The sequence below is a fragment of the Pseudoduganella sp. genome (assembly GCF_041914865.1).
In the GTDB taxonomy this organism is placed as follows: domain Bacteria; phylum Pseudomonadota; class Gammaproteobacteria; order Burkholderiales; family Burkholderiaceae_D; genus Rugamonas.
Window position 1 is genome coordinate 14,692 of sequence record NZ_JAYSCO010000053.1, and the last position, 24,949, is coordinate 39,640.

The following is a 24,949-nucleotide window of genomic DNA, read 5'->3' on the forward strand; positions in this document are numbered from 1 at the left end:
AAATGATCAAGATCATGAGCTTTGTGGCTGGGGTGCTCATCGTGTGACGGAGCGTTCTATGGAACCGCTATCGCAGCTTCAACCTCATGACTCCCGCAGCTATTTCATGTTGCCCCAGGCCCCCGAGGAGGCTGGCTATTACGTGCATGGCACTCCACCCAATGGAGGCGGGCAATACGCGCACCCAGCAATGATGACCATGATTCTATTTGTTGAAAGAGAATGGGCAAACATAGACTCCCGCAAGTTTGGTGTCGGGAACATCAGCCTGGCAAACGGGCCTGAATACAAGAAGCACAAGTCCCATAAGAATGGACTTCAGGTCGATATCCGCCCGATTCGAAAGGATGGGCGTCACGAGGCGGTGTACTGGTATCAGACTGACGATTATGACCAAGTCGCTACCGGGAAGTTAATTGCTCTCTTTCACGCGTACCCTGGCGTGCACAGAATCCTCTTCAACGACAGGCACGCATCGCCATTTGTCACGCCCTTCAAAGACCACGATCACCATTTCCATGTTGAGCTGACTGTATGAAGCAATTTTCGCGGCTTGTACTTGGTATATCGCTTCTTGGCCTTTCAGCCGCCTATGCGGGTGAGAAATATGAGTGGTGGCAATACAAGCCATTTAAGGGGAGCTACCTTGTTTATTCAGGTTCTCTAGGAGAAGAGCAGCCAGCGACGTCAAATGACCGTAAGGTGTCATTTAACGTCGGTGGACCGCTTGCCAAGGAGATGTTCGATGCCATGTACCCCGATTTGAAGGGGGATGAGAAATGCAGCAGTGACAAGGACTACCGGGAACGGAGCAAGGGAGAGCTCTCTTGCATACACGACCGAGACGGCTACAGATGTTTCTTTGGGTTTGATCTTCGATCTGGCAAAAGCATCTCTGGTGCTACATGCTGATCACAGCTACCTGCATCTGCAATCGTTCGATGCGGGTTGGGTGGAGCAAAAAGAGGGCCGAGATCGCGTGATCACGGCCCAACTACTCGTGGATGGTCGGGGATTTGTTCAACCGACCAAATTGGCAACCATCTGCGAGGTGCTGCGCAGACAACGTAGCGCCAGCGTTTGCGGGAGGGCTGGTGAAGGTATGTCCGCAATCATGCAGTTGGCAGCGCTCCACACCAGCAGCAGCCAGAATGATGCTGCTTTCTTGATCAGCATCGTTGATGAGTAGCTAGGTAGACAGGCGTTCTCGCATGCAGCGGTTGCCGGCAGAACGCTAACTCGCCCCCGGAAATTGACAGGGGTAGATAATCGAAGTGCAAACAAAAACGCCGACCAGCATGGGTCGGCGTTTTCACTTTTTATTCTTGGTGGCCCGGGGCGGAATCGAACCACCGACACAAGGATTTTCAGTCCTCTGCTCTACCAACTGAGCTACCAGGCCAAGAGCCAGAGATTATAGCAGGGTTTCCAGAAAATACCAGCCCTATTTTGAAATGAGGAAGGGCTGGCGCTGGCGGCCATCAAAGTACTGCACTGCTTTGCCATCGAACCAGGCGTCTTCCTCCAGCATGATGCGGACGGGCTTTTGCCATTCTGGCAACTCAGCTTCGATGTTCAGTTCGATCGAATAGGCGGTGGACGGACGCAGCCGGGCGTCGCCGCTGCCGGGCACGCCGCCCTGCATATCCCACATGCCAATGGCCGGGCCGGCGCCGTGGCCGTGGTAGCCGATCGGGTGGGAGTAGATAGTGGGCTTGATGCCTTCGGCTTTGGCCTGGGCCAGGGCGGCGGCCAGCACCTGGTTGCCGCTGCGTCCTTCCTGGAACTGTGCCAGCACGATGTCCTGCAGGCGGTTGGCCTGGCTGAAGGCGGCCAGGATGCCGGCCGGGACGGCGGTTTCGCCGGGGCGGGCGACGTAGGCGTGCTGCTGCACGTCCGTATGCAGGCGCAGGGTGCTGATGCCGATATCGACGTGCAGCAAGTCGCCCGGCTGGATCACGTTGCCGCTCGCGGCGCCGGCGCGCTGGATGGTGACGGTAGGGTGGAACCAGGTCTCATAGCCCATGGCGCGGATTTTCTCGCGGAACCACCAGACCACATCCTCGGTGGTGGTGGCGCCCGGTGTGATCACCTGGGCCGAGAAGCCTTGCTCGATGATCTTGTGGGTGTCGGCTACCAGCTGCGGGTAGAGGGCCAGCTCGCGCGGGGTGCGGGTTTCCAGCCAGCCGACGGCCAGCGCTTCGGCCGAGACCACTTTGCCGCGGTAGGCGGCGGGCAGGGCGGCCATCAGCTCCTTGTAATCGGTATGGTCCAGGCCATCGGCATGGCCGAAGGTGGCGGAGGTGTTGATGCCGATCCGGCCCGGCTTGCGGCTGCGAACCAGCTCGGCCAGCGCATCCCATTGTTTGGGGAAGCGCTGCATGTCCCAGGCCGCCTTGATGGCCGAGCCCACGTTGTAGCGGGCGATGGCCAGCTTCTCCACCTGGCCGCTGGCCGGATCGCGCGTAAACACGAGGATGGTGCGGCGCCGGGCGCTCAGCCACTCGGCGGGCAGCAGGGTGCGCAGCACGGGGTCCTCGTTATATTCGCGCGAAACCAGGATCCACATATCGATGCAGCTGCGCTGCATCAGGCCGGGCAGCAGGGTATTGAGCCGTTCGGCGGTGAGCTGGTCAACCAGGCGCGCCTGCTCGCGCAGGGGCAGGGCGTCGGCACGGGCCGGCAGGGCGGCCAGGGGGGAGGCGCACAGCAGCGCCGCGAGCAAGAGTTTTTTCATAGAGCGATGATAGCAATCTATAATGGCCGGATGAACAAGCCCACGCACCATCATATGCAGACTGCGGTCTGCATTGTCGGCAATGGCGCCATTGCCAAAACGGCAGCACTCGCGTTTGCCCAATCCGGACTGAGCGTGACTTTGCTGGGGCCACCCCCGGCGCCGGCCCGCCCGGATGCGGCGAGCTGGGATGTCCGCGTGTTCGCCCTCAACCACACCGCCCACCGCCTGCTCGATTCCCTGAAAGTCTGGGGCGCCATGGACCAGGCGCGTATCGCCCCGGTCGATGCCATGCTGGTCAACGGCGATGGCAGCAAGGCCGGCGCCCTGAATTTCGACGCCTACGGCGCCCATACCGGCACCCTGTGCTGGATCGTGGAAGACCGCAACCTGAACCAGGCGCTGGACGCGGCGCTGCGCTTCGCGCAGAACGTGCACTTCGTGCACGGCAAGGCAGTGGCGCTCAAGCATGACGAGGAAGGCGCCGTCATCACGCTGGAAGACGGCTCCCATCTGGGCGCTGCGCTGGTGGTTGGCGCCGACGGCGCACAATCCTGGGTGCGCGGCCAGTGCGATATCGGCCTTGATTACCGTCCCTACAACCAGAGCGGCGTGGTGTCCAACTTCACCTGCGAGCTGCCGCACCACGGCGTGGCGCACCAATGGTTCACCGGTGAGCAGGGTATCGTGGCGTTGCTGCCGCTGCCGGGCAACCAGGTGTCGCTGGTGTGGTCGGCGCCGGACATGCTGGCCGAGACCCTGTGCCGCGAAGGCGCGGCGGCGCTGGCCGAGCGCCTGGCGCCGTTCGCGCAGGAGAAGCTGGGCAAGCTGACGCCCCTGCAGCCGGAAGACGTGAAAGCCTTCCCGCTGCGCCTGATGCGCCCGCATTCGATGGTGGCGCCGCGCGTGGCGCTGGTGGGCGATGCGGCCCATGTGGTGCATCCGCTGGCCGGGCATGGCATGAACCTGGGCTTTGGCGACGTGCAGGAGCTGGTGCGCGCGGTGGCCGGGCGCGAGGAGCACCGCTCGATCGGCGATGAGCGGGTGCTGGCGCGCTATGCGCGGGCGCGCAAGGAGGAAGTGAGCCTGATGCTGGCCGCGACAGACGGCCTGGAGCGCCTGTTTGGCGCCGACCTGGAACCGGTGCGCGCTGTGCGCAATTTCGGGCTAAACTTGCTGGATAAATTGCCGGGCGTAAAGCGCCGGCTGATTTCCCACGCACTTGGTAAGTTGTAAAAGCGGAGAACCTATGAATATGAGCAAGCTGGCATTGGTCGTGGCTACGACCATGCTGATGTCCTGCGCGGACGCGCAAAACGCCAAAGAGGAAGCGCAGCTGCGCAAGGCGCTGGCCGAACGCCTGGGCGATGTGAAGATCGATTCGATCAAGAAGACGCCTTACGCGGACCTGTACGAGATCCGTGTCGGCGGCGATATCCGCTACACCGACAAGACCGGCAGCTACCTGATGGTGGGCCACATCTTCGACTTGAAGACGTCGCAAGACCTGACCCAGGCCCGCATCGACGATATCAACAAGATCAATTTCGACGAGCTGCCGAAAGAGCTGGCGCTGAAGACCGTGAAGGGCAACGGCAAGCGCGTGATGGCGATCTTCGAGGACCCGAACTGCGGTTACTGCAAGCGCTTCCGCCAGACCACGCTGGCGACCCTGGACAACGTGACCGTGTACACCTATATGTACAACATCCTGTCGCCGGACTCGTTCACCAAGTCGCAGAACATCTGGTGCTCGGCCGACCGCAACAAGGCATGGGATGACTGGATGCTGGCGGGTAAGGCGGCACCGGCTGCGCCGAGCGGCTGCACCTCGCCGAACGACAAGGTCCTGGCCCTGGGCCAGAAAATCAATATCAACGGCACCCCGGCAATCTTCTTTGCCGACGGCAGCCGCATTGCAGGAGCAGTTGATCAGCGTACCCTGGAAGCTAAGTTCGCCACCATCAAATAAGGAGCTGGCATGGTCACATTGAATATCAACGGGCGCGACGTGCAAGTCGACGCCGATCCTTCTACGCCTATCCTGTGGGCGTTGCGAGACAACCTCAATATGACCGGCACCAAGTTTGGCTGCGGCATGGCCATGTGCGGCGCCTGCACGGTACACCTGGAAGGCCAGGCGATCCGTTCCTGCGTCACGCCGATTTCGGCGGCGGTGGGGCAAAAGATCACCACCATCGAGGCCATGTCCGGCGACAAGGTCGGCAAGGCGGTGCAGGACGCGTGGGTCAGGCACGACGTGCCGCAATGCGGCTACTGCCAGAGCGGCCAGGTGATGAGCGCCACGGCCCTGCTGCGCACCAACAAGGCGCCGACCGACGCCGATATCGATAACGCCATGTCGGGCAATATCTGCCGCTGTGGCACTTATCAACGGATCCGCGCGGCCATCAAGGACGCTGCGAAATCCATCGCCTGAGGGAGGCCGCCATGCGCAAAGAATGGTTCATGGCAGCTCAAGCAGGCGGCGCCGACGATGCAGGCATGTCGCGCCGCTCCTTCCTCAAAGCCGGCAGCGGCCTGCTGCTCGGTTTTTATGTGGCCAGCAACGGCGGGCGCTTTGCGCGCGCGCTTGCGGCCGATGCACCGGCCAAGCCGCCGGTCGCGCCCAACGCTTTCCTCCATATCGCCCCGGACAATACCGTCACCATCCAGGTGAACCGGCTCGAATTCGGCCAGGGCGTGCACACCGCGCTGCCGATGCTCATTGCCGAGGAACTGGACGCGGACTGGTCGCAGGTGCGCTCGGCGCTGGCGCCGGCGGGGGATGCGTATAAAGACCCCGCCTTCGGCATCCAGATGACGGGCGGCTCCACCGCCGTCAAGCACTCCTGGATGCAGCACCGCGAAATCGGCGCCCGTGCGCGCGCTATGCTGGTTGCCGCGGCGGCCGAGCAGTGGAAGGTGCCGGCGGCGCAGGTGCGCGCTTCCAAAGGCATGCTGTACGGGCCGGCCGGCCAGAGCGCGACGTTCGGCGCCGTGGCCGATGCGGCCATGAAGCAGCCGGTGCCGAAGGAGGTGAAGCTGAAGGATGTGAAAGACTTCACCATCATCGGCAAGCCGACGCCGCGCCTGGATGCGCGCGCCAAGTCGAGCGGGACGCAGCAGTTCGGCATGGACTTCAAGCCGGAAGGCACCAAGGTGGTGCTGGTGGCGCGTCCGCCGGTCTTTGGCGGCAAGGTGAAGAAGTTCGACGCCTCCAAGGCCAAGGCGATCCCGGGCGTGATCGATGCCATCAAGGTCGATACCGACCGTGGCGGCAGCGGCGTGGCGGTGGTGGCCAACGGCTACTGGCCGGCCAAGCAGGGCCGCGATGCGCTGGCGATCGAGTGGGATACCGCCGGCCTGGAGAAGGTCTCCAGCAAGAAGCAGATGGCCGAGTATAAGGCGCTGGCGAAGAAGGCCGGTACTCCGGTGAAGAAGGCCGATACCTCGGCCATCGCCAAGGCGCCGAAGAAGATCAGCGCGACTTACGAATTCCCTTACCTGGCGCATGCGCCGATGGAGCCGCTGAACTGCGTGGTGGACCTGAAGGCCGATTCCTGCACCATCTGGGCGGGCAGCCAGTTCCAGACGCTGGACGCGGTGGCGGCCGCCAAGGCGGCCGGCCTGACGCCGGACAAGGTAACCCTGCATACCATGATGGCGGGCGGCGGCTTTGGCCGGCGCGCAGTGCCGACTTCCGACTACATCGTGGAGGCGGTGAACGTGGCCAAGGCCTGGGGCAAGGGGCCGGTCAAGGTGATCTGGAGCCGCGAGGACGATATCAAGGGCGGCTATTACCGTCCGGTGTATGTGCACCAGGCCGATATCGGCATCGATGCCAAGGGCAATATCGTGGGCTGGAACCATGTGATTGTCGGCCAGTCCATCATCACCGGCACGCCGTTCGAGCCGATGATGGTGAAGGATGGCGTGGATGCGACTTCGGTGGAGGGCATGGGGGCGCCGTATGAGGTGCCGATGAACCTGTCCGTGCATAACGCCAAGGCGAATGTGCCGGTGCTGTGGTGGCGCTCGGTGGGCTCGACCCACACGGCGTTCGTCATGGAGACCCTGGTCGACGAGGCGGCGCATGCTGCGAAGATGGACCCGGTGGAATATCGCCGCAAGCTGATCGATCCCAAGCATGTGCGCCAGCTGGCGGCGCTCAGCCTGGCGGTTGAGAAGTCGGGCTACGGCAAGACCAAGCTGCCGAAAGGACAGGCCTGGGGCGTGGCGCTGCACGAGTCGTTCGAGACCTCGGTGGCGTACGTGGTGGTGGCGTCGATGAAGGGCGGCCAGCCGAAGCTGCACAAGGTTACCGCCGCCGTGCATTGCAACCTGCCGGTGAACCCGATGACGATCGAGGCCCAGGTGCAGGGCGCGGCCCTGATGGGGCTGGGCACCACCTTGCCCGGCGCGGCGATCACGCTGAAGGATGGCGTGGTGGAGCAGGGCAACTTCAACGACTACACCGTGGCGCGCATGACGGATATGCCGGTGGTGGAGGTGTTCACCGTCGCTTCGACCGACAACCCGACCGGCATGGGCGAACCGGGCCTGCCGCCGCTGGCGCCGGCCCTGGCCAATGCGGTGTTCAGGCTGACCGGCAAGCGCGTGCGCAAGCTGCCGTTCGACCTGGCGAAAGCGTAAGGCAGGCGTAGCGCGTGGCGGTCGCGGGGATTTTGCTTGCCGCAGGCAGCGGCAGTCGCTTCGACCCGTCCGGCGCGCGCTACAAGTTGTTGCAGGTTTTGCCCGGCGGCGAGCCGGTGGTGGCCGCCAGTGCCCGTGCCTTGCTGGCGGCTGTGCCGCGCGTCGTCGCTGTGGTGCGGCCCCAGGACGCTGCCACGGCCGGACTGCTGCGCGGCCTCGGGTGCGAAGTGGTCGTGTGCGAGCGCGCCGGCGAGGGCATGGCGGCATCGCTGGTGTGCGGCGTGCAGCATGCGCGGGACGCGGATGGCTGGCTGATTGCGCTGGCGGATATGCCCTATGTGCGGCCGGCCACGATGGCCGCCCTGGCGCACGCGGTCGGGCGCGGCGGTGCGCAGCTGGGCGGCAAGGGGCCAGGCGAGGCGGTGATCGCGGCGCCGGTGCATGGCGGGCGGCGCGGCAATCCGGTCGCATTCGGGCGCGCCCACCTGCAGGCGCTGCTGGCGCTGCAAGGCGACCAGGGCGCGCGCAGTATTTTGACGAACAATCCGGTTAACGAACTGGCGGTGGATGATCCCGGCATCCTGCAGGACATCGACACACCGTCCGACATCCCATGAAAAACAAAAAAATCAGCTACACCATCGCCGCCAGGGACCTGGCGGCCCATATGTTCCAGGTCAGCGTGACCGTCGAATCGCCAGCGCCGGAAGGCCAGGTTTTCGTGCTGCCGGCCTGGATCCCCGGCAGCTACATGATCCGCGAATTTTCGCGCAATATCGTGCAGGCGCACGCCGAATGCGGCGGCCAGCCGGTCGAGCTGAGCAAACTGGATAAGCATTCCTGGCAAGCCGCACCGTGCAAAGGCAAGCTCACCGTGCATTACGAAGTGTATGCCTGGGACCTGTCGGTACGCGCCGCCCACCTGGACCAGACGCACGGCTTCTTCAACGGCACCAGCGTCTTCCTGCGCGTTGTCGGCAGCGAAGACGTGCCGCACGTGGTCGACATCCAGCGTCCGGCGCATGAAGCGGCGGCCAAATGGCGCGTCGCCACCGCATTGAAAGAGCTGAAAGCCAGGCGCTACGGCTTCGGCACCTATGTCGCGCAGGATTACGATGAGCTGATCGACAGCCCGGTGGAGATGGGCACCTTCGAGATGGCCAGCTTCAAGGCGCTTGGCGTGCAGCACGACGTGGTGTTCACCGGCCGCGTGCCCAACCTCGACATCACCCGCATCTGCGCCGACCTGAAACAGATCTGCGAAACGCAGATCGCCTTCTTCGAGCCGCGCAGCAAGAAGGCGCCGATGGAGCGCTACGTCTTCATGACGATGGTGGTGGGCGACGGCTACGGCGGCCTGGAACACCGCGCCTCCACCGCGCTGATCTGCTCGCGCGCCGACCTGCCGACCATTTCCCAGCGCGGCAAGGAGCCGAGCGACGGCTACATGACCTACCTGGGCCTGTGCAGCCACGAGTACTTCCACACCTGGAACGTCAAGCGCATCAAGCCGGCCGTGTTCGCGCCGTACGACTACCAGGTGGAGAACTACACACCGCTGCTCTGGCTGTTCGAAGGCTTTACCAGCTACTACGACGACCTGATGCTGGTGCGCGCCGGCCTGCTGTCGGAAGAGGGCTACTACAAGCTGCTGAACAAGACGGTGGGCGGTGTGCTGCGCGGCAGCGGCCGCACCAAGCAAAGCGTGGCCGATTCCAGTTTCGACGCCTGGGGCAAGTACTACCGCCAGGATGAAAATTCGCCGAACGCCATCGTCAGCTACTACGCCAAGGGTTCGCTGGTCGGCCTGGCGCTGGACCTGACCATCCGCGCCAAGACCGCCGGCAAGCGCTCGCTGGACGACATCATGCGCGCCCTGTGGCAGCGCTATGGCCGCGACTTCTACAACGGCAAGCCGCGCGGCGTCACGCCGCAGGAAGTGGAAGCCCTGTTCGACGAGATCGCCGGCTTCAAGCTCAAGCCCTTCTTCGACAAATACATCCGCGGCACGGAGGACGTGCCGCTGGCCAAGCTGCTGCCGCAGTTCGGCGTCAGCTACAAGGACGAGCGCAAGTCGTCCAAGCCGAGCATGGACGTCAACCTCGGCCGCGATGGCGCCGACTGCAAGCTGTCCGCCGTGCACGACGGCGGCGCCGCGCAGAAGGCCGGCCTGTCCGCCAACGACCTGCTGGTGGCGATCGACGGCCTGCGCGTGAGCGGCAACCCGTCCAATGTCGACGCGCTGCTGGCGCGCTACAAGGTGGGCGACACCGTGCAGGTGCACGCCTTCCGCCGCGACGAGCTGATGGCCTTCGACGTCACCCTGCAGGGCGACCGCGTGCCGGCCATTACCATGACCGTGGAAGAGAAGAAGACCACACCGCGCCGCCCGACCGCCGCCTGATCCAGCGCTGATGTTCGCGCTGGATCCGTTCACCGTCCTGTTCACCACCACGCTGACCTGCGTGGTGCTGGCTGCCGCCATGGTGTCGGTGCACCTGAGCTTCCGGCGCGAAGTGGCGGGCGTGGGGCACTGGGCCTGCGGCCTGGCGGCCATGGTGGGGGCGGGCGCGCTCTTCCTCCTGCGCGGCAAGCTGCCGGATGCCATTGCCCTGCCGGCGGCGAATGCGTGCCTGATGTGGGGCATTGGCCTGTCCATGATCGGCACCCGCCGCTTCTTCGGCGAGGCGGGCGGCTGGGGCATATTCCATGCCGCGTGGCTGCTGGAGCTGGCGGCCGTCCTGTACTGGCTGCTGGTTGAACCGAACTTCCCGCACCGCGCGGCGGCGTTCAGCTTCATCGTCAGCGTGTTCTACATCGACCAGCTGCGCCTGGTGTGGCGCCACCGTGTGCCGCACTTCACCAGCTGGTTCTTTGGCGCGCTGCTGGCGCTGCAAGGCGTGAATACGCTGACGCGCGGCATGGCGGCCCTGTTCATGGAGAGCGATGCGGCCGACCTGCTGCGCCGCAGCGCGCTGGCCAACGTCTACCTGGCGATCGCCAATTTCATGGCCCTGCTGCTGACGGTGGCCTTCCTTATGCTGGCAACGCGCAAGCTGCAGCAAATCCTCGAGCAGCGCTCCACCCACGATCCCTTGACGGGTGTCCTGAACCGGCGCGGCTTCCTGGAGTTTTTCGGCAGCGTGCGCGCACGCCGGCAGCGCAGCGATGCGCCGTTGTCGCTGATGGCGATCGACCTCGATCATTTCAAGGCCATCAACGACCGCTACGGCCACGCCCACGGCGACAAGGTGCTGGTGCAAGTGGCTGCGGTCATCCAGCGCAGCGCGCGCCAATGCGATTACGTGGCGCGTTTCGGCGGCGAGGAGTTTGTGGTGCTGCTGCCGGATACCACGCTGGCACATGCCCAGCAGCTGGCACAGCGCATCCAGTCGCTGCTGCGCGCCAGCCAGCAGGCCGGGGTGCCGCCATGCACCGTCAGCATCGGTATCGCCGGCCAGCACGTGCCGGGCGAATCGCTGGATAGCCTGCTGGCGCGCGCCGACCATGCCCTGTACCGCGCCAAGGCGAATGGCCGCAACCGCACCGAAATCGCCGGCCCGACCCCGCTGGCCGCATAAATTTGTTGTAATTTGGCAATCTTAGTATAACGATATGCATCTTTTGCAATTAGAATTGCAAGATGAGCTATCAGTTACAACTGGCCTCCGTGCCAACGCCCGCCGCCGATCTCGACGTCTTCGGCTTCATGAACCAGCTGCGCCAGGACGCGGGCACGCAGCCACCCTCCGCCTTGCTGAAGCGCTTTCATGACGCGCTGCTGGCCCAGTTCCCCGACCAGCCCTGGTCGGACGGCCATTATGCCGGCGAGGCGGGCCGCCTGACCCTGGTCCGCCGAAGCAAGGAAGTGGTGCCGCATGTGCTCTACCTGGCGGCGGAACTGGGTTTGACGGTGGTCGATAACAAAACCGGCGAGGTGCATCGCCCGCCCACCTACCAGGTGGTGCTGGAAGGCCCGGCGCATGGGCTGGAAGTGATCGATGCGGCGGCGCGGCTGGCGGCCCTGCTGCGCAAGCCGGTCGCGGAAACGGTGGCCTTGCTGTCGGGCGGGCGCCGTATCGTGGTCAAGCAGGGCGTGTCGCGCTTCCAGGCCATGCAATATGCTGCCGCCTTGCGCGACCGCGGCGGCTGCCGCGCCACCCTGGCCGCCGAGCCGGGGCCGGCCCCGCGTGCCAAGCCATTGCCTTCTCCTTCTCCTTCGCCTGCGCCTGCGCCTGCGGCTGCGGCGCCCGCGCTGGCCCTGGCCCGGGGCGATGCAAGCCCGGCGCCATCGCCTTACCAGGCGCCCGCCGCGGCGCTGGATACGGAAGGCGAAGCGCCGGAAGACGATGCCGGGCTTTTCCAGGTGGCGGAAGGCCTGCGCATGAATGTCAGCAGCATTGGCCTGAGTGTCCTGCAGGGGGCTTTGATCTGGGACCACGGCTCGCTGCCCGGCACGATCAGCTCCGCCGCCCTGTCGATCATGTCGATCTACGGTACCTGGCGCATGATGAACGGGCTAGGCACCAGCAAGCTGGCGCGCAATGCCGTGCTGCTGCTATCCCTTGTCACGGGGCTGCTGGGAGGCGTGTTCTCGCTGAGCCAGAAGCCACTGGCGTTTGTGCTGTTCGCGGTGCTTGGCCTGGCCAGCCTCGTGGTCTGGGTGGTGCTGGTGGTGAAAGCGGTGCGCCGGCTGAAGCAGGCGGGCCTGAGCCTGGGCCTGTTCGGCGCCGCCAAGCATGACGTGCGCCGGCTTGGCGGACTGGATGTGGAAGCGCGCCTGCCCTCGACTTTCCTGGCGCTGGTGTGTTTCAGCGTGACCTTGCTGTGCTTTGCGGGCAGCCTGACGCAGACGAAGTCGCGGCCGCAGGCTGCCGCCGCCCCTGTGCCATGCCAGTTCGTCGGCTGGTGGGAGTACCAGAAGGACGGCGGCACCTATAGCGTGTTCATGGACGATGACGGCACGTATGCCGGCTTCAAGCCCACTACCCCCGAAGGTGAGGCCGCCGATTTCGTCGGCAGCTGGAGCGTGGCGGACAATGCCATCCAATGGGATGAACTGTACCCGCTGCCGGGCCGCTCCCAGGCTGGCAAGCTGACCGCCAGCGGCGACAGCAGTTTCAGCGTGCTGGAAGCGGACGGCCGCTCAACCCTTTATGAGCTGAGCCACCGCGAGCCATCCAGGCGCTGCGGCTTCAGCGCCGCGCCTTAAGCGAACAGCTGGCGCAGCTCGGCGCCCGGATCGGGCGCGCGCATGAAGGCTTCGCCCACCAGGAAGGCGTGCACATTGTTTTCGCGCATGCGCGCCACGTCCTGCGGCGCCATGATGCCCGATTCGGTGATCACCATGCGCTCCTGCGGGATGTTCGGCAGCAGGCCGATGGTGGTGTCCAGCGACACGTCGAAAGTGCGCAGGTTGCGGTTGTTGATGCCGATCAGGCGACTCTTCAGCTTGAGTGCGGCGGCCAGTTCTTCGCCGTCGTGCGATTCGATCAGCACGTCCATGCCCAGTTCGTGGGCGCAGGCCTCCATTTCCGCCATCAGGCCGTGGTCGAGCGCGGCCACGATCAGCAGGATGCAGTCGGCGCCCAGCGCGCGCGCTTCATAGATCTGGTACATGTCGACCATGAAGTCCTTGCGCAGCACGGGAATGTCGCAGGCGGCGCGCGCCTGCCGCAGGTATTCGTTGGCGCCCTGGAAGAAGTGCACGTCGGTCAGCACCGACAGGCAGGCCGCGCCGGCGTTGGCGTAGCTGGCGGCGATTTCCGCCGGACGGAAGTCGGGGCGCAGCACGCCTTTGGAGGGCGAAGCTTTCTTCACTTCGGCGATCACGCCGGCATGGCCGGCTTCGATCTTGCTGCGCAGGCTCGCTTCGAAGCCGCGCAGGCTGGCGCGCAGTTCCTTGTCGCCTTCCACTTCGTCGCGCAGGGATTGCAGGCTGCGGTGCTTCTTGGCGGCGGCTACTTCGTCGGCCTTCACGGCCAGGATCTTGTTCAGGATGTCGGACATATTGAATCTCAGTGTTGTTCGGCCAGGGCCAGGCGCGCGCCGAGCGCGATGAAAAGGCCGCCGGTGACGCGGTTCAGCCACAGCGCGACCAGCGGCTTGACCTGCAGCCTGGCGCTGGCGAAAGCGGTGAAAACGGCCAGCCCGTTACACCACAGCATGCCGTTGAAGTTGAAGATGCAGCCCAGGACCAGGAAGGCCAGCGGTTTATTGGCGGCGTCCGCATCGATGAACTGCGGCACGAAAGCCAGGAAGAACAGCGCCACTTTCGGATTCAGCACATTGGTCAAGAACCCCTGCGCAAATATGCGCCCCAACGGAAGCCGCGCAGGCGCCGCAGACAGGGTCTGACCCTCCGGGTCTGACCCTGGTTTACCGGGTTTCAGCCGCGCCCGCAGCATGCCAATGCCGCACCAGACGATATACGCCGCCCCGACCCACTTCACAACGGTAAACGCAGTCGCCGAAGTAGCAAGTACGGCTGACAGGCCAACGGCCGCCGCGCCAATATGCACAAACGTCCCCGCGCCAATCCCCAGCGCCGCCGCGCAGCCCGCGCGCCAGCCCTGTGTGGCGCTGCGCGCCATGATCAGCAGCGAATCCGGCCCCGGCATGATGTTCAGCAGCAGACCGGAAACGATAAACAGCGTCAGGTCATGGATGCCGAACATGGCTTAGCCCTCCCGGCCCAGTTCCTGCGTGACGCGTACGAACTGCTCCAGCTTGGCCACCGCCGCGCCGGACGCCACCGCCGCGCGCGCGCGCGCCAGCCCGTCTTCGATGGACGAGGCCACGCCCGCCGCGTACAGCGCCGTGCCGGCGTTGAGCGCCACGATATCGGAAGCCGGACCCGGCTCGCCGCGCAGCGCCTCCATCACGCGCGCCTTCGATTCCACCGCGTCCGCCACCTTCAGGTTGCGCGAAGCGATCATCGACAGGCCGAAGTCCTCCGGATGGATCTCGTACTCGCGGATTTCGCCGTTGACCAGCTCGCCGACCATGGTGCCCGCGCCCAGCGACACTTCGTCCATATTGTCGCGGCCATACACCACCACCGCATGCTGCGCGCCCAGGCGCTGCAGCACGCGCACCTGGATACCCACCAGGTCCGGGTGGAACACGCCCATCAGGATATTCGGCGCGCCGGCCGGATTGGTCAGCGGGCCGAGGATGTTGAAGATGGAGCGCACGCCCAGCTCGCGGCGCACCGGCGCCACATGCTTCATCGCGGCGTGGTGGTTGGGCGCGAACATGAAGCCGATGCCGGTCTGCGCGATCGACTGCGCGATCTGCTCCGGCTTCAGGTTGATGTTGGCGCCCAGCGATTCGATCAGGTCCGCGCTGCCGGAAGACGACGATACGGAACGCCCGCCATGCTTGGCCACGCGCGCACCGGCGGCGGCGGCCACGAACATCGAGGCGGAGGAAATATTGAAGGTGTGCGCGCCGTCGCCGCCGGTGCCGACGATATCCACCAGGTTGGTGGTGTCGGCCATCGGTACCTTGGTCGAGAACTCGCGCATGACTTGCGCCGCGGCGGTGATCTCGCCGATGGTTTCCTTCTTGACGCGCAGGCCCATGGTCAGGGCAGCCACCATGACCGGCGACATTTCGCCGGACATGATCTGGCGGAACAGGTGCAGCATCTCGTCGTGGAAAATCTCGCGGTGTTCGATGCAGCGGACCAGTGCTTCTTGATGCGTGATAGGCATGATGCTTCCTTCTCTTATTTGCGTTCGAGGAAATTCTTCAGCAAGGCGTGGCCGTGCTCGGACAGGATGGACTCGGGGTGGAACTGCACACCCTCGATGTCGTACTCCTTGTGCCGCACGCCCATGATTTCGCCGTCGTCGGTCCAGGCTGTGACTTCCAGGCAGGAAGGCAGCGAGGATCGCTCGATTGCCAAAGAGTGGTAGCGGATTACCGTGAACGGGCTGGGTAAGCCCTGGAACACGCCCACACCCGTATGCGCGATAAGAGAAGTTTTGCCATGCATGACTTGCTTGGCGCGGATAACTTTGCCGCCAAAGGCTTCGCCGATGGCCTGGTGCCCCAGGCACACGCCCAGGATTGGTTTCTTGCCCGCGAAGTGCTTCAGCACCTCCAGCGAGATGCCCGCCTGCGACGGGTCTTTCGGGCCCGGCGAGATGCAGATGCGGTCGGGATTCAGCGCCTCGATTTCGGCGATGGTGATTTCGTCGTTGCGGTGCACGCGCACGTCTTCGCCCAGCTCACCGAAATACTGCACGATGTTGTAGGTGAAGGAGTCGTAGTTGTCGATCATCAGCAGCATTTCAGAACTCCCCATCCAGGCCATCTTGCACTTGCTCGGCCGCGCGCAGCACGGCGCGCGCCTTGTTTTCAGTTTCCTGCCATTCCATCTCCGGGATCGAATCGGCGACGATGCCGGCGGCGGCCTGCACGTACAGCATGCCGTCCTTGACCACGCCGGTGCGGATCGCGATCGCCACGTCCATTTCGCCGCCGAAGGACAGGTAGCCGCAGGCGCCGCCGTAGATGCCGCGCTTGCTGATTTCCAGCTCGTCGATGATTTCCATCGCGCGCACCTTCGGCGCGCCGGTCAGGGTGCCGGCCGGGAAGGTGGCGCGCAGCACGTCCAGGTTGGACATGCCTTTCTTCAGCTTGCCCTCCACGTTGGAGACGATGTGCTGCACGTGCGAGTACTTCTCGATCACCATCTTGTCGGTCAGCTTCACGCTGCCGATCTCGGAGATGCGGCCCAGGTCATTGCGCGCCAGGTCGATCAGCATCACGTGCTCGGCGATCTCCTTCGGATCGTTCAGCAGTTCTTCCGCCAGCGCCGCATCGCGTTCCGGCGTATTGCCGCGCGGGCGGGTGCCGGCGATCGGGCGCAGCGTGACCTTCTTTTCGCCGTCCGGCAGGGTCTCGTTGCGCACCAGGATTTCCGGCGAGGCGCCGACGATCTGCATATCGCCGAAATTGTAGAAATACATGTACGGCGACGGGTTCAGCGAACGCAGCGAGCGGTACAGCGTGAGCGGCGAATCGACATAAGGCTTGCGGATGCGCTGGCCGATCTGCACCTGCATCAGGTCGCCGGCCAGGATGTATTCATGCGCCTTGGCGACGGCCTTGAGGTAATCCTCCTTGGCGAAGTCGCGGATGATCTCCGTGCGCACCGAAGGCGAGGTCACCGGCGCGTCGACGCCGCGGCGCAGCAGGGCGCGCAGGTCTTTCAGGCGCTGGCGCGCTTTGGAATAGGCTTCCGGCTGGGTCGGGTCGGCATATACGATCAGGTACAGTTTGCCGGACAGGTTGTCGATGACGGCCAGTTCCTCCGTCACCATCAGCTGGATTTCCGGCAGCCCCAGGTCGTCCTTCGGCTTGGTCTTGGCCAGCGTCTTTTCGATGTGGCGCACGGTGTCGTAGCCGAAGTAGCCGGCCAGGCCGCCGCAGAAGCGCGGCATGCCGGGACGCAGCGCCACTTTGAAGCGCGCCTGGTACTGCTCGATGAATTCGAGCGGATTGCCCTCATGGCTCTCGATCACCTGGCCGTTCTTGACGATTTCGGTCAGCTTGCCGGTGCTGCGCAGCACGGTGTTGGCGGGCAGGCCGATAAAGGAGTAGCGGCCGAAGCGCTCGCCGCCCACCACCGACTCCAGCAGGAAGGTGTTCTTGCCGTAGTTCTGGGTCTGGGCCAGCTTGAGGTAGAGGGTGAGCGGGGTTTCGAGATCGGCGAATGCTTCCGCGATCAGGGGAATACGGTTGTAGCCTTCCGCGGCCAGCGATTTGAATTCGAGTTCGGTCATGCTTCTCTCCGTGCCGCCCGATAGGGGAGGGGCGGTAGGTTACAAAAAACCTGCCGATGCATGATATGCGCCGGCAGCAATCTAGACTACTGTCAGGATTGCCAGCGTCGCCACAGCCAGGCCTCAATCGAGCCCCGGTGGGTTACATTGTGTCTTTTGTTGAGAAACATTCTGTCAGTTTGCTTGCGCGATGAGTTCAGCTGCATGAAGAAGCGTGTCAACTATACCATCGGAATCCGTTTCGTGTATACCCACTCCGTGGTTATAACCATATGGCACGGTGAGCACCGGGCAGCCCGCCGCGCGCGCCGCTTCGGCGTCGTTGGATGAGTCGCCGATGGCCACCACCTGGGCCGGCGCCAGGCCGAAGAATTCGCACGCTTTCAGCAGCGGCATGGGGTGAGGCTTCTTCTTCTCGAAGGAATCGCCGCCGTACAGCACTTCAAAATAGCGCTCCAGCCCCTTCAGCGCGAGCAGCGGCCTGGCGAAGGCCAGCGGCTTGTTGGTGACGCAGGCCAGGCGCAGGCCGCCGGCGCGCATGCGCTCCAGGCCCGCCACCACGTCGGCATACACCTCGCTGTGGCGGCCGTTGATGGCCAGGTAATGACGCTGGTAGGCTTCCATCGCGGGCGCGAACATGCGCTCCACGCCGGCTTCGTCGAAGTCCAGCGCAAGCACGCGGCGCACCAGGTTTTCGGAACCTTTGCCGACCATCAGCTCGATCTGCGCCGCCGTGATGGGCGCCAGGCCCAGTTCTTCGCGCATCAGGTTGATGGCCACCTCGAAGTCCGGCATCGTGTCGAGCATGGTGCCGTCGAGGTCGATGATGGCGGCCCTTACGCCGCGCAGGACCGCCGCCATGCCTTACAGCGCAGCCAATTGGCCGCGCATGGCATCGATCACGGCCTTGTAGTCCGGCTGGCCGAAGATGGCGGAGCCGGCCACGAAAGTGTCGGCGCCCGCTTCGGCGGCGGCCTTGATGTTGTCGATCTTGATGCCGCCATCCACTTCCAGCATGATGTCGCGGCCCGATTCGTCGATGCGGCGGCGCGCCTCGGCGATCTTCTTCAGTGCCTGCGGGATGAAGGACTGGCCGCCGAAGCCTGGGTTCACGGACATGATCAGGATCATGTCGATCTTGTCCATCACGTGGTCCAGGTAGCTCAGTGGGGTGGCCGGGTTGAATACCAGGCCGGCCTTGCAGCCGTTGTCGCGGATCAGCTGCAGCGAGCGGTCGATATGGTCGGACGCTTCCGGGTGGAAGGTGATGATGTTGGCGCCAGCCTTGGCGAAATCCGGGATGATGCGGTCGACCGGCTTGACCATCAGGTGCACGTCGATCGGCACCTGCACGTGCGGGCGGATCGCCTGGCATACCAGCGGGCCGACGGTCAGGTTCGGCACGTAGTGGTTGTCCATCACGTCGAAGTGGATGATGTCGGCGCCGGCGGCAACAACGTTGCGGACCTCTTCGCCCAGTCGGGCAAAGTCGGCGGACAGGATGCTGGGAGCGATGCGGAAAGTAGTCATGGCTGGGTGGCTGAAAAAAAAGATGCGCTATTTTACGCTGCTGTGCGGACGGCGTCCGATTCCTTGGACTAGAATTGCCCAATTGTTACCAAGGAAAGCTTATGGCCCAGTATGAGTTTGCGGTGGAGGTTCGGACCCAGTACCTGCCGGAACAGTCCAACCCGGACCGCACCAATTTTGTGTTTACTTACACAATCACCATCAAGAACACCGGCACCGTGCCGGCCCAGCTGATTTCCCGCCATTGGGTGATCACCGACGCCAACAACCATATCGAGGAAGTGCGCGGCCTGGGCGTGGTCGGCCACCAGCCGCTGCTGGCGCCGGGCGAAGTGTTCGAGTACACCAGCGGCACCCAGCTGCGCACGCCGCAGGGCTCGATGTACGGCGAATACTTCTGCGTGGCCGAAGACGGCCACCAGTTCGAGACCAAGATTCCGGAATTCGTGCTGTCGCTGCCGCGAACGCTGCACTGATTACTTCTTGTCTTCGTCCTTCTTTTTCTTGGATGGCAGCGTCCACCAGACGATGAACACCAGCAGGAACAGCGCCACCAGCGCTTCAAGATACAGAAACCACATAGACATCACCTCATGTTTTTGACACGCCGTAGTTTACCTGTTTGCGCCGCCGCCGTGGCGCTGGCCCTGGCCGGCTGCGCCACCCAGCCGCCCGCGCCGCCTGCCAAACCAAGCCAGCCCACGCCGGCCGCTCCCGTTACGCCTGCGGTGCCGGCCGCGCCTGTCCAGCCGACCGTACCGGCCACACCGGCGCCGCCGGCCAAGGCCGAATTCATCCCGGCCCGCTTCGCCGACCTGCCGGGCTGGAGCCACGACGACCTGCGCGCCGCCTGGCCGGCCTTCATGCTGTCCTGCTCCAAGCTGGGCGGAAGCGCCGACTGGAAGGAGCCGTGCGCCATCGCCAAGACGGTGGACGCCAACAGCGAAGCGGCGATCCGCCTCTACTTTGAATCTTTCTTCGACCCGCACCAGGTTATCGCGCCGGACGGCAGCAATACCGGCCTGATCACCGGCTACTACGAGCCGCTGCTGCGCGGCGCGCGCAAGAAGGGCGGCCCCTACCAGACGCCCCTGTACAAGGTGCCGGACGATATGGTCATCATCGACGTCGGTTCGGTCTACCCGGAGCTGGCCAACAAGCGCGTGCGCGGCCGCCTGAAAGGCAAGCGCGTGGTGCCGTACCCGGCACGCGAGGAGATCGCCCGCAACGGTTTGCCGGGCAGCGAATTGTTCTGGGTCGACGATGCGGTGGAAGCCTTCTTCCTGGAAGTGCAGGGCTCCGGCCGCGTGCAGCTGGCCGACGGCGAGACCGTGCGCGTGGCCTATGCCGACCAGAACGGCCGGCCTTACCAGTCGATCGGCAAATGGCTGGTGCAGAAAGGCGAGCTGACCACCGAACAGGCTACCGCGCAGGGCATCAAGGCCTGGATCGACGGCCATCCGACGCGGCGCCAGGAACTGTTCAACGCCAACCCAAGCTATGTCTTCTTCAAGGAGGAAAAGCTGCCCGACCCGAAAGTCGGTCCGAAAGGCACGCTCAACGTGCCGCTCACGCCGCAGCGTTCGGTGGCGATCGACCGCAGCCAGCTGCCGCTGGGCGCCCCGGTCTACCTGAGCACCACGCTGCCGGGCGATGAGATGCCGCTGCAACGGCTGATGCTGGCGCAGGATACCGGTGGCGCGATCAAGGGCGCGATCCGCCTTGACTTCTTCTTCGGCTTCGGCGCCGAAGCGGCAGACTATGCCGGCCGCATGAAGCAGCGCGGCACAATCTGGGTCCTGCTGCCGAAACTGGCGCGTTGAACCCGTTCAGCGCGCGTGGGCCAGGCCCAGCGCGCGCGCCAGCTTGTCCATGTCGGCCGCATACACCTGGGTCATGGTCAGCTGGCGGCGGCAGGGCAGGGCCAGCGCCGTGCCGTCTTTGAGCCCGAGTTCGATCGATTGGCGGGCGCTGCACGCCTGGAGCAGCGCCGGCATGGCGTGCGGGCTGCCGAATACCGGCTGCCCTTCCACCTGCAGCACTTCGATATCGTTGCGCACGGCCTGGCAGCCGGCCATCGCATCCACCAGCAGCCGGCCCTGCGACATGGCCGGCGTCATGCTGCTTTTGCCGCCGCAGTCATCCTGCACCAGCCGGGTCAAGGCGCGGTAGAGCATGGCGTCCAGCTGCGACTGGCCCGGCACACCCGGCCTGGCCAGGCCGGTCGCCTGCAAGACTGCCGCCCACTGCTCTCGCAGCGGCGCCTGCTGTTCAAGGATGGCCGGCAGGACGCTCGGCGTGCACGGCGCCGCACCGCATTCCATCGCTTGCGCAAAGCCTGGTTTGCGGCCCGCGCGCAGCTGCCGGTAGAAATCGTCGATGCGGCCGATGGCCGTGCCCTTGCCCTGGCGTGCCGCCAGCGCGTACACATAGGCCGGCAGGCCGCACGCATACTCCAGCCGGTTCGCGCCGATTTCGCCGGGCTTCAGGTCGCGCCAGGCGCGCTCGCCGGCCACCACCAGGCAGGTGGCCAGGGCGTCGTCCAGCTGGCGGCCGGCCTGCGCGGGCGTGAGCCAGCCTGCGCGCAGCGCAACCATCCAGCGCAGGAACTCGCCGCCGCCCTCATGGATCAGGCGCGCATCGGGGTAGCCGTCCACCGCATCGCGCATCTGGAAGCGATGGGCCATCTCGTGCGTTACCAGTACATCCAGCCTGAGCGCATCCTCCTCGCTTGCCACCTCCGGCCAATTGAACAGGGACAGGTGCAGGATGTCGCCCGCATTGCCGCCGATGTTCGGCCCGCCCGGCTCGCGCGCCAGCGTGGCGGCGATAATCGGGCGCTTGTAGCGCGCATGCGGCATGGCCTTGCGCAACGCGGCTTCCGTGCCGTCGGCGCGCTGGCGGATCTGCGCCACGGTGGCCGCGTCCCGCGCCGGGTCAAAGTAATCCAGGCCATGCTTGCCGCGCGCCCGCGGCTTCGGGAACAGCAGTGCCGGCGCATCCGCATCGACGGCGGCCCGGCCCTGGTGCAGCTTGAACCTGGTGGCGATGCTGCCGGGGGCCGAGAAGCTGTACTGCACCGGCCCGCATTCCGCGCCCACGGCGTAGTTGGACATGTGGGCGTAAATCGCCTCGCCGGTCGGGAACGAGCCAGGGTAGCCGGCGACTTTGTCGCTGGTGGCCGGTACGCGGAAGGACAGCACCTGGCAGCTTGCGGTGCCGCGCACCAGCTGGTCGCCGCCGGCAATGCCGCAGTTTTCAAGCGGCTGCCAGCGCGCGCGGATCTGGCCGGCCCAGGGGCCGTGCTTCAGGAAGGATAGCCCGCTGCAGCTGGCGGGCAGCGCGTAGTTGACCTGCAGCGCATCCGGCGCGGCCAGGCCGACTTCAACCCGGACCTCGGCGGCCGCCTGGCCTGCCGCCAGCGTCAGGGCGGCAGCGACGATCAATCGGTTCATGGCGTCTCTTATCATCAAGGGACGCCAAGATTATCATATTGATAATTTTGCCCGCTAGCGCAGCACCAGCACCGGCAGATGCGTATGGGCCAGCACTTTCTGCGTTTCACTGCCGAGGAAAAGCTTGTTCAAGCCCTTGCGGCCGTGCGAAGCCATCAGGATGATGTCGCAGTGCCGCTCTTCCGCTGTCTTCACGATCACTTCATAGGGGTTGACAGCCTCGCCCAGCACCGCATCGCACGGCACGCCGGCAGCGGTGGCGGCGGCCACCACCTTGTCCAGCCCCGCTTCGACGCTGCGCCGCATTTCGCGGTCGTACAGCCCGGCATCCGGCAGCATGGCGGCATCCGCCAGCGGCGCAACAGGCAGTGGCAGGACCACGGATACCGCCGTAATGCGGGCGCCGTGGATCCTGGCGAATTCAATGGCAGTCTGGGCGGCCCGCTCCGACAGTTGCGAGCCATCGGTGGGCAGCAGGATCGACTTGAACATGGCATCCTCCAGCGAGGCAGTGGTCAAGCCAAGTTTAAGGCGCAGGGGTGGCCGGCGGCGCACGCAAGGTTTTCGAGCAGGCTGCCGCAATCGCCAGGGCCACGCCGCCGGCGCCAATCCAGCCCAATGCGGCGCGGATGCCCAGGTGCTCGCCGGCATAGCCGGCCGCCAGTGCGCCCAGCGGCGCGATGGCAATGGTCAGGAAACGCATGGACGAAGTCATGCGACCCAGGAATGCATCCGGCGTCACCTGCTGCCGCAGCGCGATATACGGCATGAAATACATCATCACCCCGCAATCGAAGAAGAAGGTCAGCAGCGCGCAGGCGGCCACGGTCACGCCCTGGTTACCCAGCATGTCGGGCCGCAGCAGCGGCATGGCGACAAAGCCGGCCGTGGTCACCACCATGCCCAGCAGGGCCGCGTTGCCCTGGCCCACGCGGCGTGTCACGGGCTTCAGCAGCAGGCCGCTGGCCAGCACGCCCATGCCGCCCAGCACCTGCACCGCGCCCAGCGTGCCTGCATTCAGCTTGAGTTCGCGCAGCATGTACAAGGTGCACAGCGCGGCGTAGCCGTAAAACAGCAGGTGCCAGGCGGCGGCGCTCCAGGCCAGGGTGCGCAGCAGCGGCTGGCGCCAGATAAACAGCAGACCTTCCTGCACGTCGCGCAGCGGATGCTTGTCGGACGGCGGCGGCAGCGGCTCCTCAATCGGCACGCGCCGCAGCAGCAGCGCCGACACGGCAAAGCCCAGCGCGTTGACCACCAGCGCGAACGGCGCCGTCAGCCATTGCACCAGCAGCCCGCCCAGGCCCGGCGCCACCAGCCGCGCCACCGAATCGGTCAGGGTCAGCCGCGATTGCGCATCGACCAGCTTATCGCGCCCGACAATGCGGGTCAGCAGGATTTGTTCAGCGCCGCCGCCCAGCACCGAGCAGCAGCCTTGCACTGCACAGACCACGTAAATCCAGGGCATCGACAGCACGCCCAGCGCCCAGGCCGCGGGAATGCTGGCCAGCGACAAGGTTTGCGCGATCTTGCAGGCGACCAGGATGGGTTGCTTGCGGCTGCGGTCGAGCCATACGCCGGCGGGCAGGGCCAGCAGCGCAAAGGGGATCGCCTGGAAGGCGCTGGCAAGACCCATCTGCGCCGGCGTCGCATGCAGCAGCAGGACTGAACACAGGGGCAGGGCAAGGGCGCCGATGTAGGCGCCGGAACCGGAGATGATGCTGCTCAGCCAATACAGGCGGAAGGCGGGATCATTTACCAGTGCATCGCGGCGGAAGGCTGAATACATCCCGGGAACTATAGCAGCCCCTCCGGCCGAGCGGCTACAATCGGCGCAGTACCGATTAACTCACCGTTACCCAATAGAGGAGATTTCGATGGAATACCAGGATTTGCTCGTCGAAGTGCACGATAAAGTGGCACTGATCCGCTTGAACCGCCCGAAGGCGCTGAACGCCCTGAACGACAATATGATGAACGAGCTGGGCGAGGCATTCGCCAAGTTCGAGAAAGATCCGGCGATCCACGTCATCGTGCTGACCGGTAGCGAAAAGGCGTTCGCCGCCGGCGCCGACATCGCGGCGATGAAGGACTACACCTACCAGGACACCCATCGCGACAACTATATTGGCCGTAACTGGGAGCACATCCTGAAAGTGCGCAAGCCGGTGATCGGCGCCGTGTCCGGCTTTGCCCTGGGCGGCGGCTGCGAGCTGGCCATGATGTGCGACTTCCTGGTGGCGGGCGATAACGCCAAGTTCGGCCAGCCGGAAATCAAGGTCGGCGTCACCCCGGGCGCCGGCGGTACCCAGCGCCTGCCGCGCACCATCGGCAAAGCCAAGGCCATGGACATGCTGCTCACGACCCGCATGATCGACGCCGCCGAAGCCGAGCGCATCGGCCTGGTGTCGCGCGTGGTCCCGGCAGACAAGCTTATTGAAGAGGTGCTGGAAATCGCCAAGGGCATCGCCCAGATGCCGGTTTCTGTTGCCATGCAGATCAAGGATTGCGTCAACCGCGCCTTCGAAACCACCCTGAGCGAAGGCGTCAACTACGAGCGCCGCCTGTTCCACGCCGGCTTCGGCACGCCAGCCCAGCGTGAAGGCATGTATGCCTTCCTGGAGAAGCGCGCACCGAACTTCGACGGCCTGTGATTTGTTTGGCGCCGCCCTTGCGGGCGGCGCCCCCCATTGGTATAGTTTCGTCCCGCGCAACGACGCGCAAGCGACGAAGCGAGAAAAAGATGGGGTTGTCGAGTTATACGAAACACGGCATAA

The 24,949-nt window shown here is 64.8% G+C and carries 24 protein-coding genes and 1 tRNA gene; 13 read left to right on the plus strand and 12 right to left on the minus strand.

Going from position 1 to position 24,949, the window contains the following annotated elements; all coding sequences use genetic code 11:
- Positions 1 to 58 precede the first annotated feature (58 nt).
- Together ACE3TQ_RS20580 and ACE3TQ_RS20585 are read left to right on the plus strand one after the other, a co-directional pair.
- A complete protein-coding gene (locus tag ACE3TQ_RS20580) occupies positions 59 to 538 on the plus strand; it encodes a hypothetical protein (protein ID WP_374584482.1) in 480 nt (159 codons plus the stop codon).
- 324 nt (positions 539 to 862) lie between these two features.
- Positions 863 to 1,189, plus strand: a complete 327-nt coding sequence (locus tag ACE3TQ_RS20585; protein ID WP_374584484.1) for a hypothetical protein — start codon at positions 863 to 865, stop codon at positions 1,187 to 1,189.
- Positions 1,190 to 1,326: 137 nt separating this feature from the next.
- On the opposite strand, the gene ACE3TQ_RS20590 is transcribed toward ACE3TQ_RS20585, so the two are convergent.
- Together ACE3TQ_RS20590 and ACE3TQ_RS20595 are read right to left on the minus strand one after the other, a co-directional pair.
- Positions 1,327 to 1,402: transfer RNA gene (locus ACE3TQ_RS20590), tRNA-Phe, on the minus strand.
- A gap of 42 nt (positions 1,403 to 1,444) precedes the next feature.
- On the minus strand, positions 1,445 to 2,737 hold the full coding sequence (locus tag ACE3TQ_RS20595; RefSeq protein WP_374584486.1) for a M24 family metallopeptidase: 1,293 nt from the start codon (positions 2,735 to 2,737) through the stop codon (positions 1,445 to 1,447).
- Between the two features lie 30 nt (positions 2,738 to 2,767).
- On the opposite strand from ACE3TQ_RS20595, the gene ACE3TQ_RS20600 reads away from it, so the two are divergent.
- The 8 genes from ACE3TQ_RS20600 (at position 2,768) to ACE3TQ_RS20635 (ending at position 12,605) form a co-directional block, all read left to right on the plus strand.
- Positions 2,768 to 3,973 carry an FAD-dependent monooxygenase gene (locus ACE3TQ_RS20600; protein WP_374584488.1) on the plus strand — a complete coding sequence of 402 codons (1,206 nt, stop codon included), beginning with the start codon at positions 2,768 to 2,770 and terminating at the stop codon, positions 3,971 to 3,973.
- A 13-nt stretch (positions 3,974 to 3,986) separates the two neighbouring features.
- On the plus strand, positions 3,987 to 4,709 hold the full coding sequence (locus ACE3TQ_RS20605; protein WP_374584490.1) for a DsbC family protein: 723 nt from the start codon (positions 3,987 to 3,989) through the stop codon (positions 4,707 to 4,709).
- A 9-nt stretch (positions 4,710 to 4,718) separates the two neighbouring features.
- Positions 4,719 to 5,177 carry a (2Fe-2S)-binding protein gene (locus tag ACE3TQ_RS20610; protein WP_374584492.1) on the plus strand — a complete coding sequence of 153 codons (459 nt, stop codon included), beginning with the start codon at positions 4,719 to 4,721 and terminating at the stop codon, positions 5,175 to 5,177.
- An 11-nt stretch (positions 5,178 to 5,188) separates the two neighbouring features.
- Positions 5,189 to 7,393: a molybdopterin cofactor-binding domain-containing protein gene (locus ACE3TQ_RS20615; RefSeq protein WP_374584493.1), complete on the plus strand. Its 2,205-nt coding sequence runs from the start codon at positions 5,189 to 5,191 to the stop codon at positions 7,391 to 7,393.
- A gap of 32 nt (positions 7,394 to 7,425) precedes the next feature.
- Positions 7,426 to 8,010, plus strand: coding sequence for an NTP transferase domain-containing protein (locus tag ACE3TQ_RS20620; RefSeq protein ID WP_374584495.1), 585 nt, complete (start codon positions 7,426 to 7,428; stop codon positions 8,008 to 8,010).
- Entirely contained in the window at positions 8,007 to 9,797 is a 1,791-nt protein-coding gene (locus tag ACE3TQ_RS20625; protein WP_374584497.1) for a M61 family metallopeptidase, read from the plus strand. The genes ACE3TQ_RS20620 and ACE3TQ_RS20625 overlap by 4 nt, the downstream gene beginning before the upstream one ends.
- Before the next feature lie 10 nt (positions 9,798 to 9,807).
- Positions 9,808 to 10,974 (plus strand): GGDEF domain-containing protein, encoded by a 1,167-nt coding sequence (locus tag ACE3TQ_RS20630; protein ID WP_374584499.1) that lies wholly within the window; start codon positions 9,808 to 9,810, stop codon positions 10,972 to 10,974.
- Positions 10,975 to 11,036: 62 nt separating this feature from the next.
- Positions 11,037 to 12,605 (plus strand): hypothetical protein, encoded by a 1,569-nt coding sequence (locus ACE3TQ_RS20635; RefSeq protein WP_374584501.1) that lies wholly within the window; start codon positions 11,037 to 11,039, stop codon positions 12,603 to 12,605.
- On the opposite strand, the gene trpC is transcribed toward ACE3TQ_RS20635, so the two are convergent.
- From trpC to rpe, 7 genes are all read right to left on the minus strand, one after another.
- Positions 12,602 to 13,402, minus strand: a complete 801-nt coding sequence (gene trpC / locus ACE3TQ_RS20640) for an indole-3-glycerol phosphate synthase TrpC (protein WP_374584503.1) — start codon at positions 13,400 to 13,402, stop codon at positions 12,602 to 12,604. The two genes, ACE3TQ_RS20635 and trpC, sit on opposite strands and share 4 nt — an antisense overlap.
- An 8-nt stretch (positions 13,403 to 13,410) precedes the next feature.
- On the minus strand, positions 13,411 to 14,070 hold the full coding sequence (locus ACE3TQ_RS20645) for a LysE family translocator (RefSeq protein WP_374584505.1): 660 nt from the start codon (positions 14,068 to 14,070) through the stop codon (positions 13,411 to 13,413).
- 3 nt (positions 14,071 to 14,073) lie between these two features.
- On the minus strand, positions 14,074 to 15,111 hold the full coding sequence (gene trpD / locus ACE3TQ_RS20650) for an anthranilate phosphoribosyltransferase (RefSeq protein WP_374584507.1): 1,038 nt from the start codon (positions 15,109 to 15,111) through the stop codon (positions 14,074 to 14,076).
- A 14-nt stretch (positions 15,112 to 15,125) separates the two neighbouring features.
- On the minus strand, positions 15,126 to 15,692 hold the full coding sequence (locus ACE3TQ_RS20655; RefSeq protein WP_374584509.1) for an aminodeoxychorismate/anthranilate synthase component II: 567 nt from the start codon (positions 15,690 to 15,692) through the stop codon (positions 15,126 to 15,128).
- A 1-nt stretch (position 15,693) separates the two neighbouring features.
- Complete coding sequence (gene trpE, locus ACE3TQ_RS20660; protein ID WP_374584511.1) at positions 15,694 to 17,190, minus strand: anthranilate synthase component I; 1,497 nt, start codon at positions 17,188 to 17,190, stop codon at positions 15,694 to 15,696.
- A gap of 174 nt (positions 17,191 to 17,364) precedes the next feature.
- Positions 17,365 to 18,051 carry a phosphoglycolate phosphatase gene (locus tag ACE3TQ_RS20665; RefSeq protein ID WP_374584513.1) on the minus strand — a complete coding sequence of 229 codons (687 nt, stop codon included), beginning with the start codon at positions 18,049 to 18,051 and terminating at the stop codon, positions 17,365 to 17,367.
- A 3-nt stretch (positions 18,052 to 18,054) separates the two neighbouring features.
- Entirely contained in the window at positions 18,055 to 18,720 is a 666-nt protein-coding gene (gene rpe, locus ACE3TQ_RS20670) for a ribulose-phosphate 3-epimerase (RefSeq protein WP_374584515.1), read from the minus strand.
- Positions 18,721 to 18,821: 101 nt separating this feature from the next.
- On the opposite strand from rpe, the gene apaG reads away from it, so the two are divergent.
- On the plus strand, positions 18,822 to 19,196 hold the full coding sequence (apaG, locus tag ACE3TQ_RS20675; RefSeq protein ID WP_342115459.1) for a Co2+/Mg2+ efflux protein ApaG: 375 nt from the start codon (positions 18,822 to 18,824) through the stop codon (positions 19,194 to 19,196).
- A gap of 117 nt (positions 19,197 to 19,313) precedes the next feature.
- The gene (locus ACE3TQ_RS20680; protein ID WP_374584518.1) at positions 19,314 to 20,543 is read left to right on the plus strand and encodes a murein transglycosylase A; all 1,230 of its coding nucleotides are present in this window, start codon (positions 19,314 to 19,316) and stop codon (positions 20,541 to 20,543) included.
- A gap of 6 nt (positions 20,544 to 20,549) precedes the next feature.
- Here ACE3TQ_RS20680 and ACE3TQ_RS20685 read toward each other — a convergent pair whose 3' ends face one another.
- The 3 genes from ACE3TQ_RS20685 to ACE3TQ_RS20695 are packed head-to-tail and all read right to left on the minus strand — an operon-like array spanning position 20,550 to position 23,961.
- Entirely contained in the window at positions 20,550 to 22,175 is a 1,626-nt protein-coding gene (locus ACE3TQ_RS20685) for a hypothetical protein (protein WP_374584520.1), read from the minus strand.
- A gap of 54 nt (positions 22,176 to 22,229) precedes the next feature.
- Positions 22,230 to 22,667 (minus strand): universal stress protein, encoded by a 438-nt coding sequence (locus ACE3TQ_RS20690; protein WP_374584522.1) that lies wholly within the window; start codon positions 22,665 to 22,667, stop codon positions 22,230 to 22,232.
- Positions 22,668 to 22,701: 34 nt separating this feature from the next.
- A complete protein-coding gene (locus ACE3TQ_RS20695; protein WP_374584523.1) occupies positions 22,702 to 23,961 on the minus strand; it encodes an MFS transporter in 1,260 nt (419 codons plus the stop codon).
- Between the two features lie 88 nt (positions 23,962 to 24,049).
- Here ACE3TQ_RS20695 and ACE3TQ_RS20700 point away from each other — a divergent pair, with 88 nt between their 5' ends.
- Complete coding sequence (locus ACE3TQ_RS20700) at positions 24,050 to 24,826, plus strand: enoyl-CoA hydratase (RefSeq protein WP_374584525.1); 777 nt, start codon at positions 24,050 to 24,052, stop codon at positions 24,824 to 24,826.
- Positions 24,827 to 24,949: the final 123 nt, after the last annotated feature.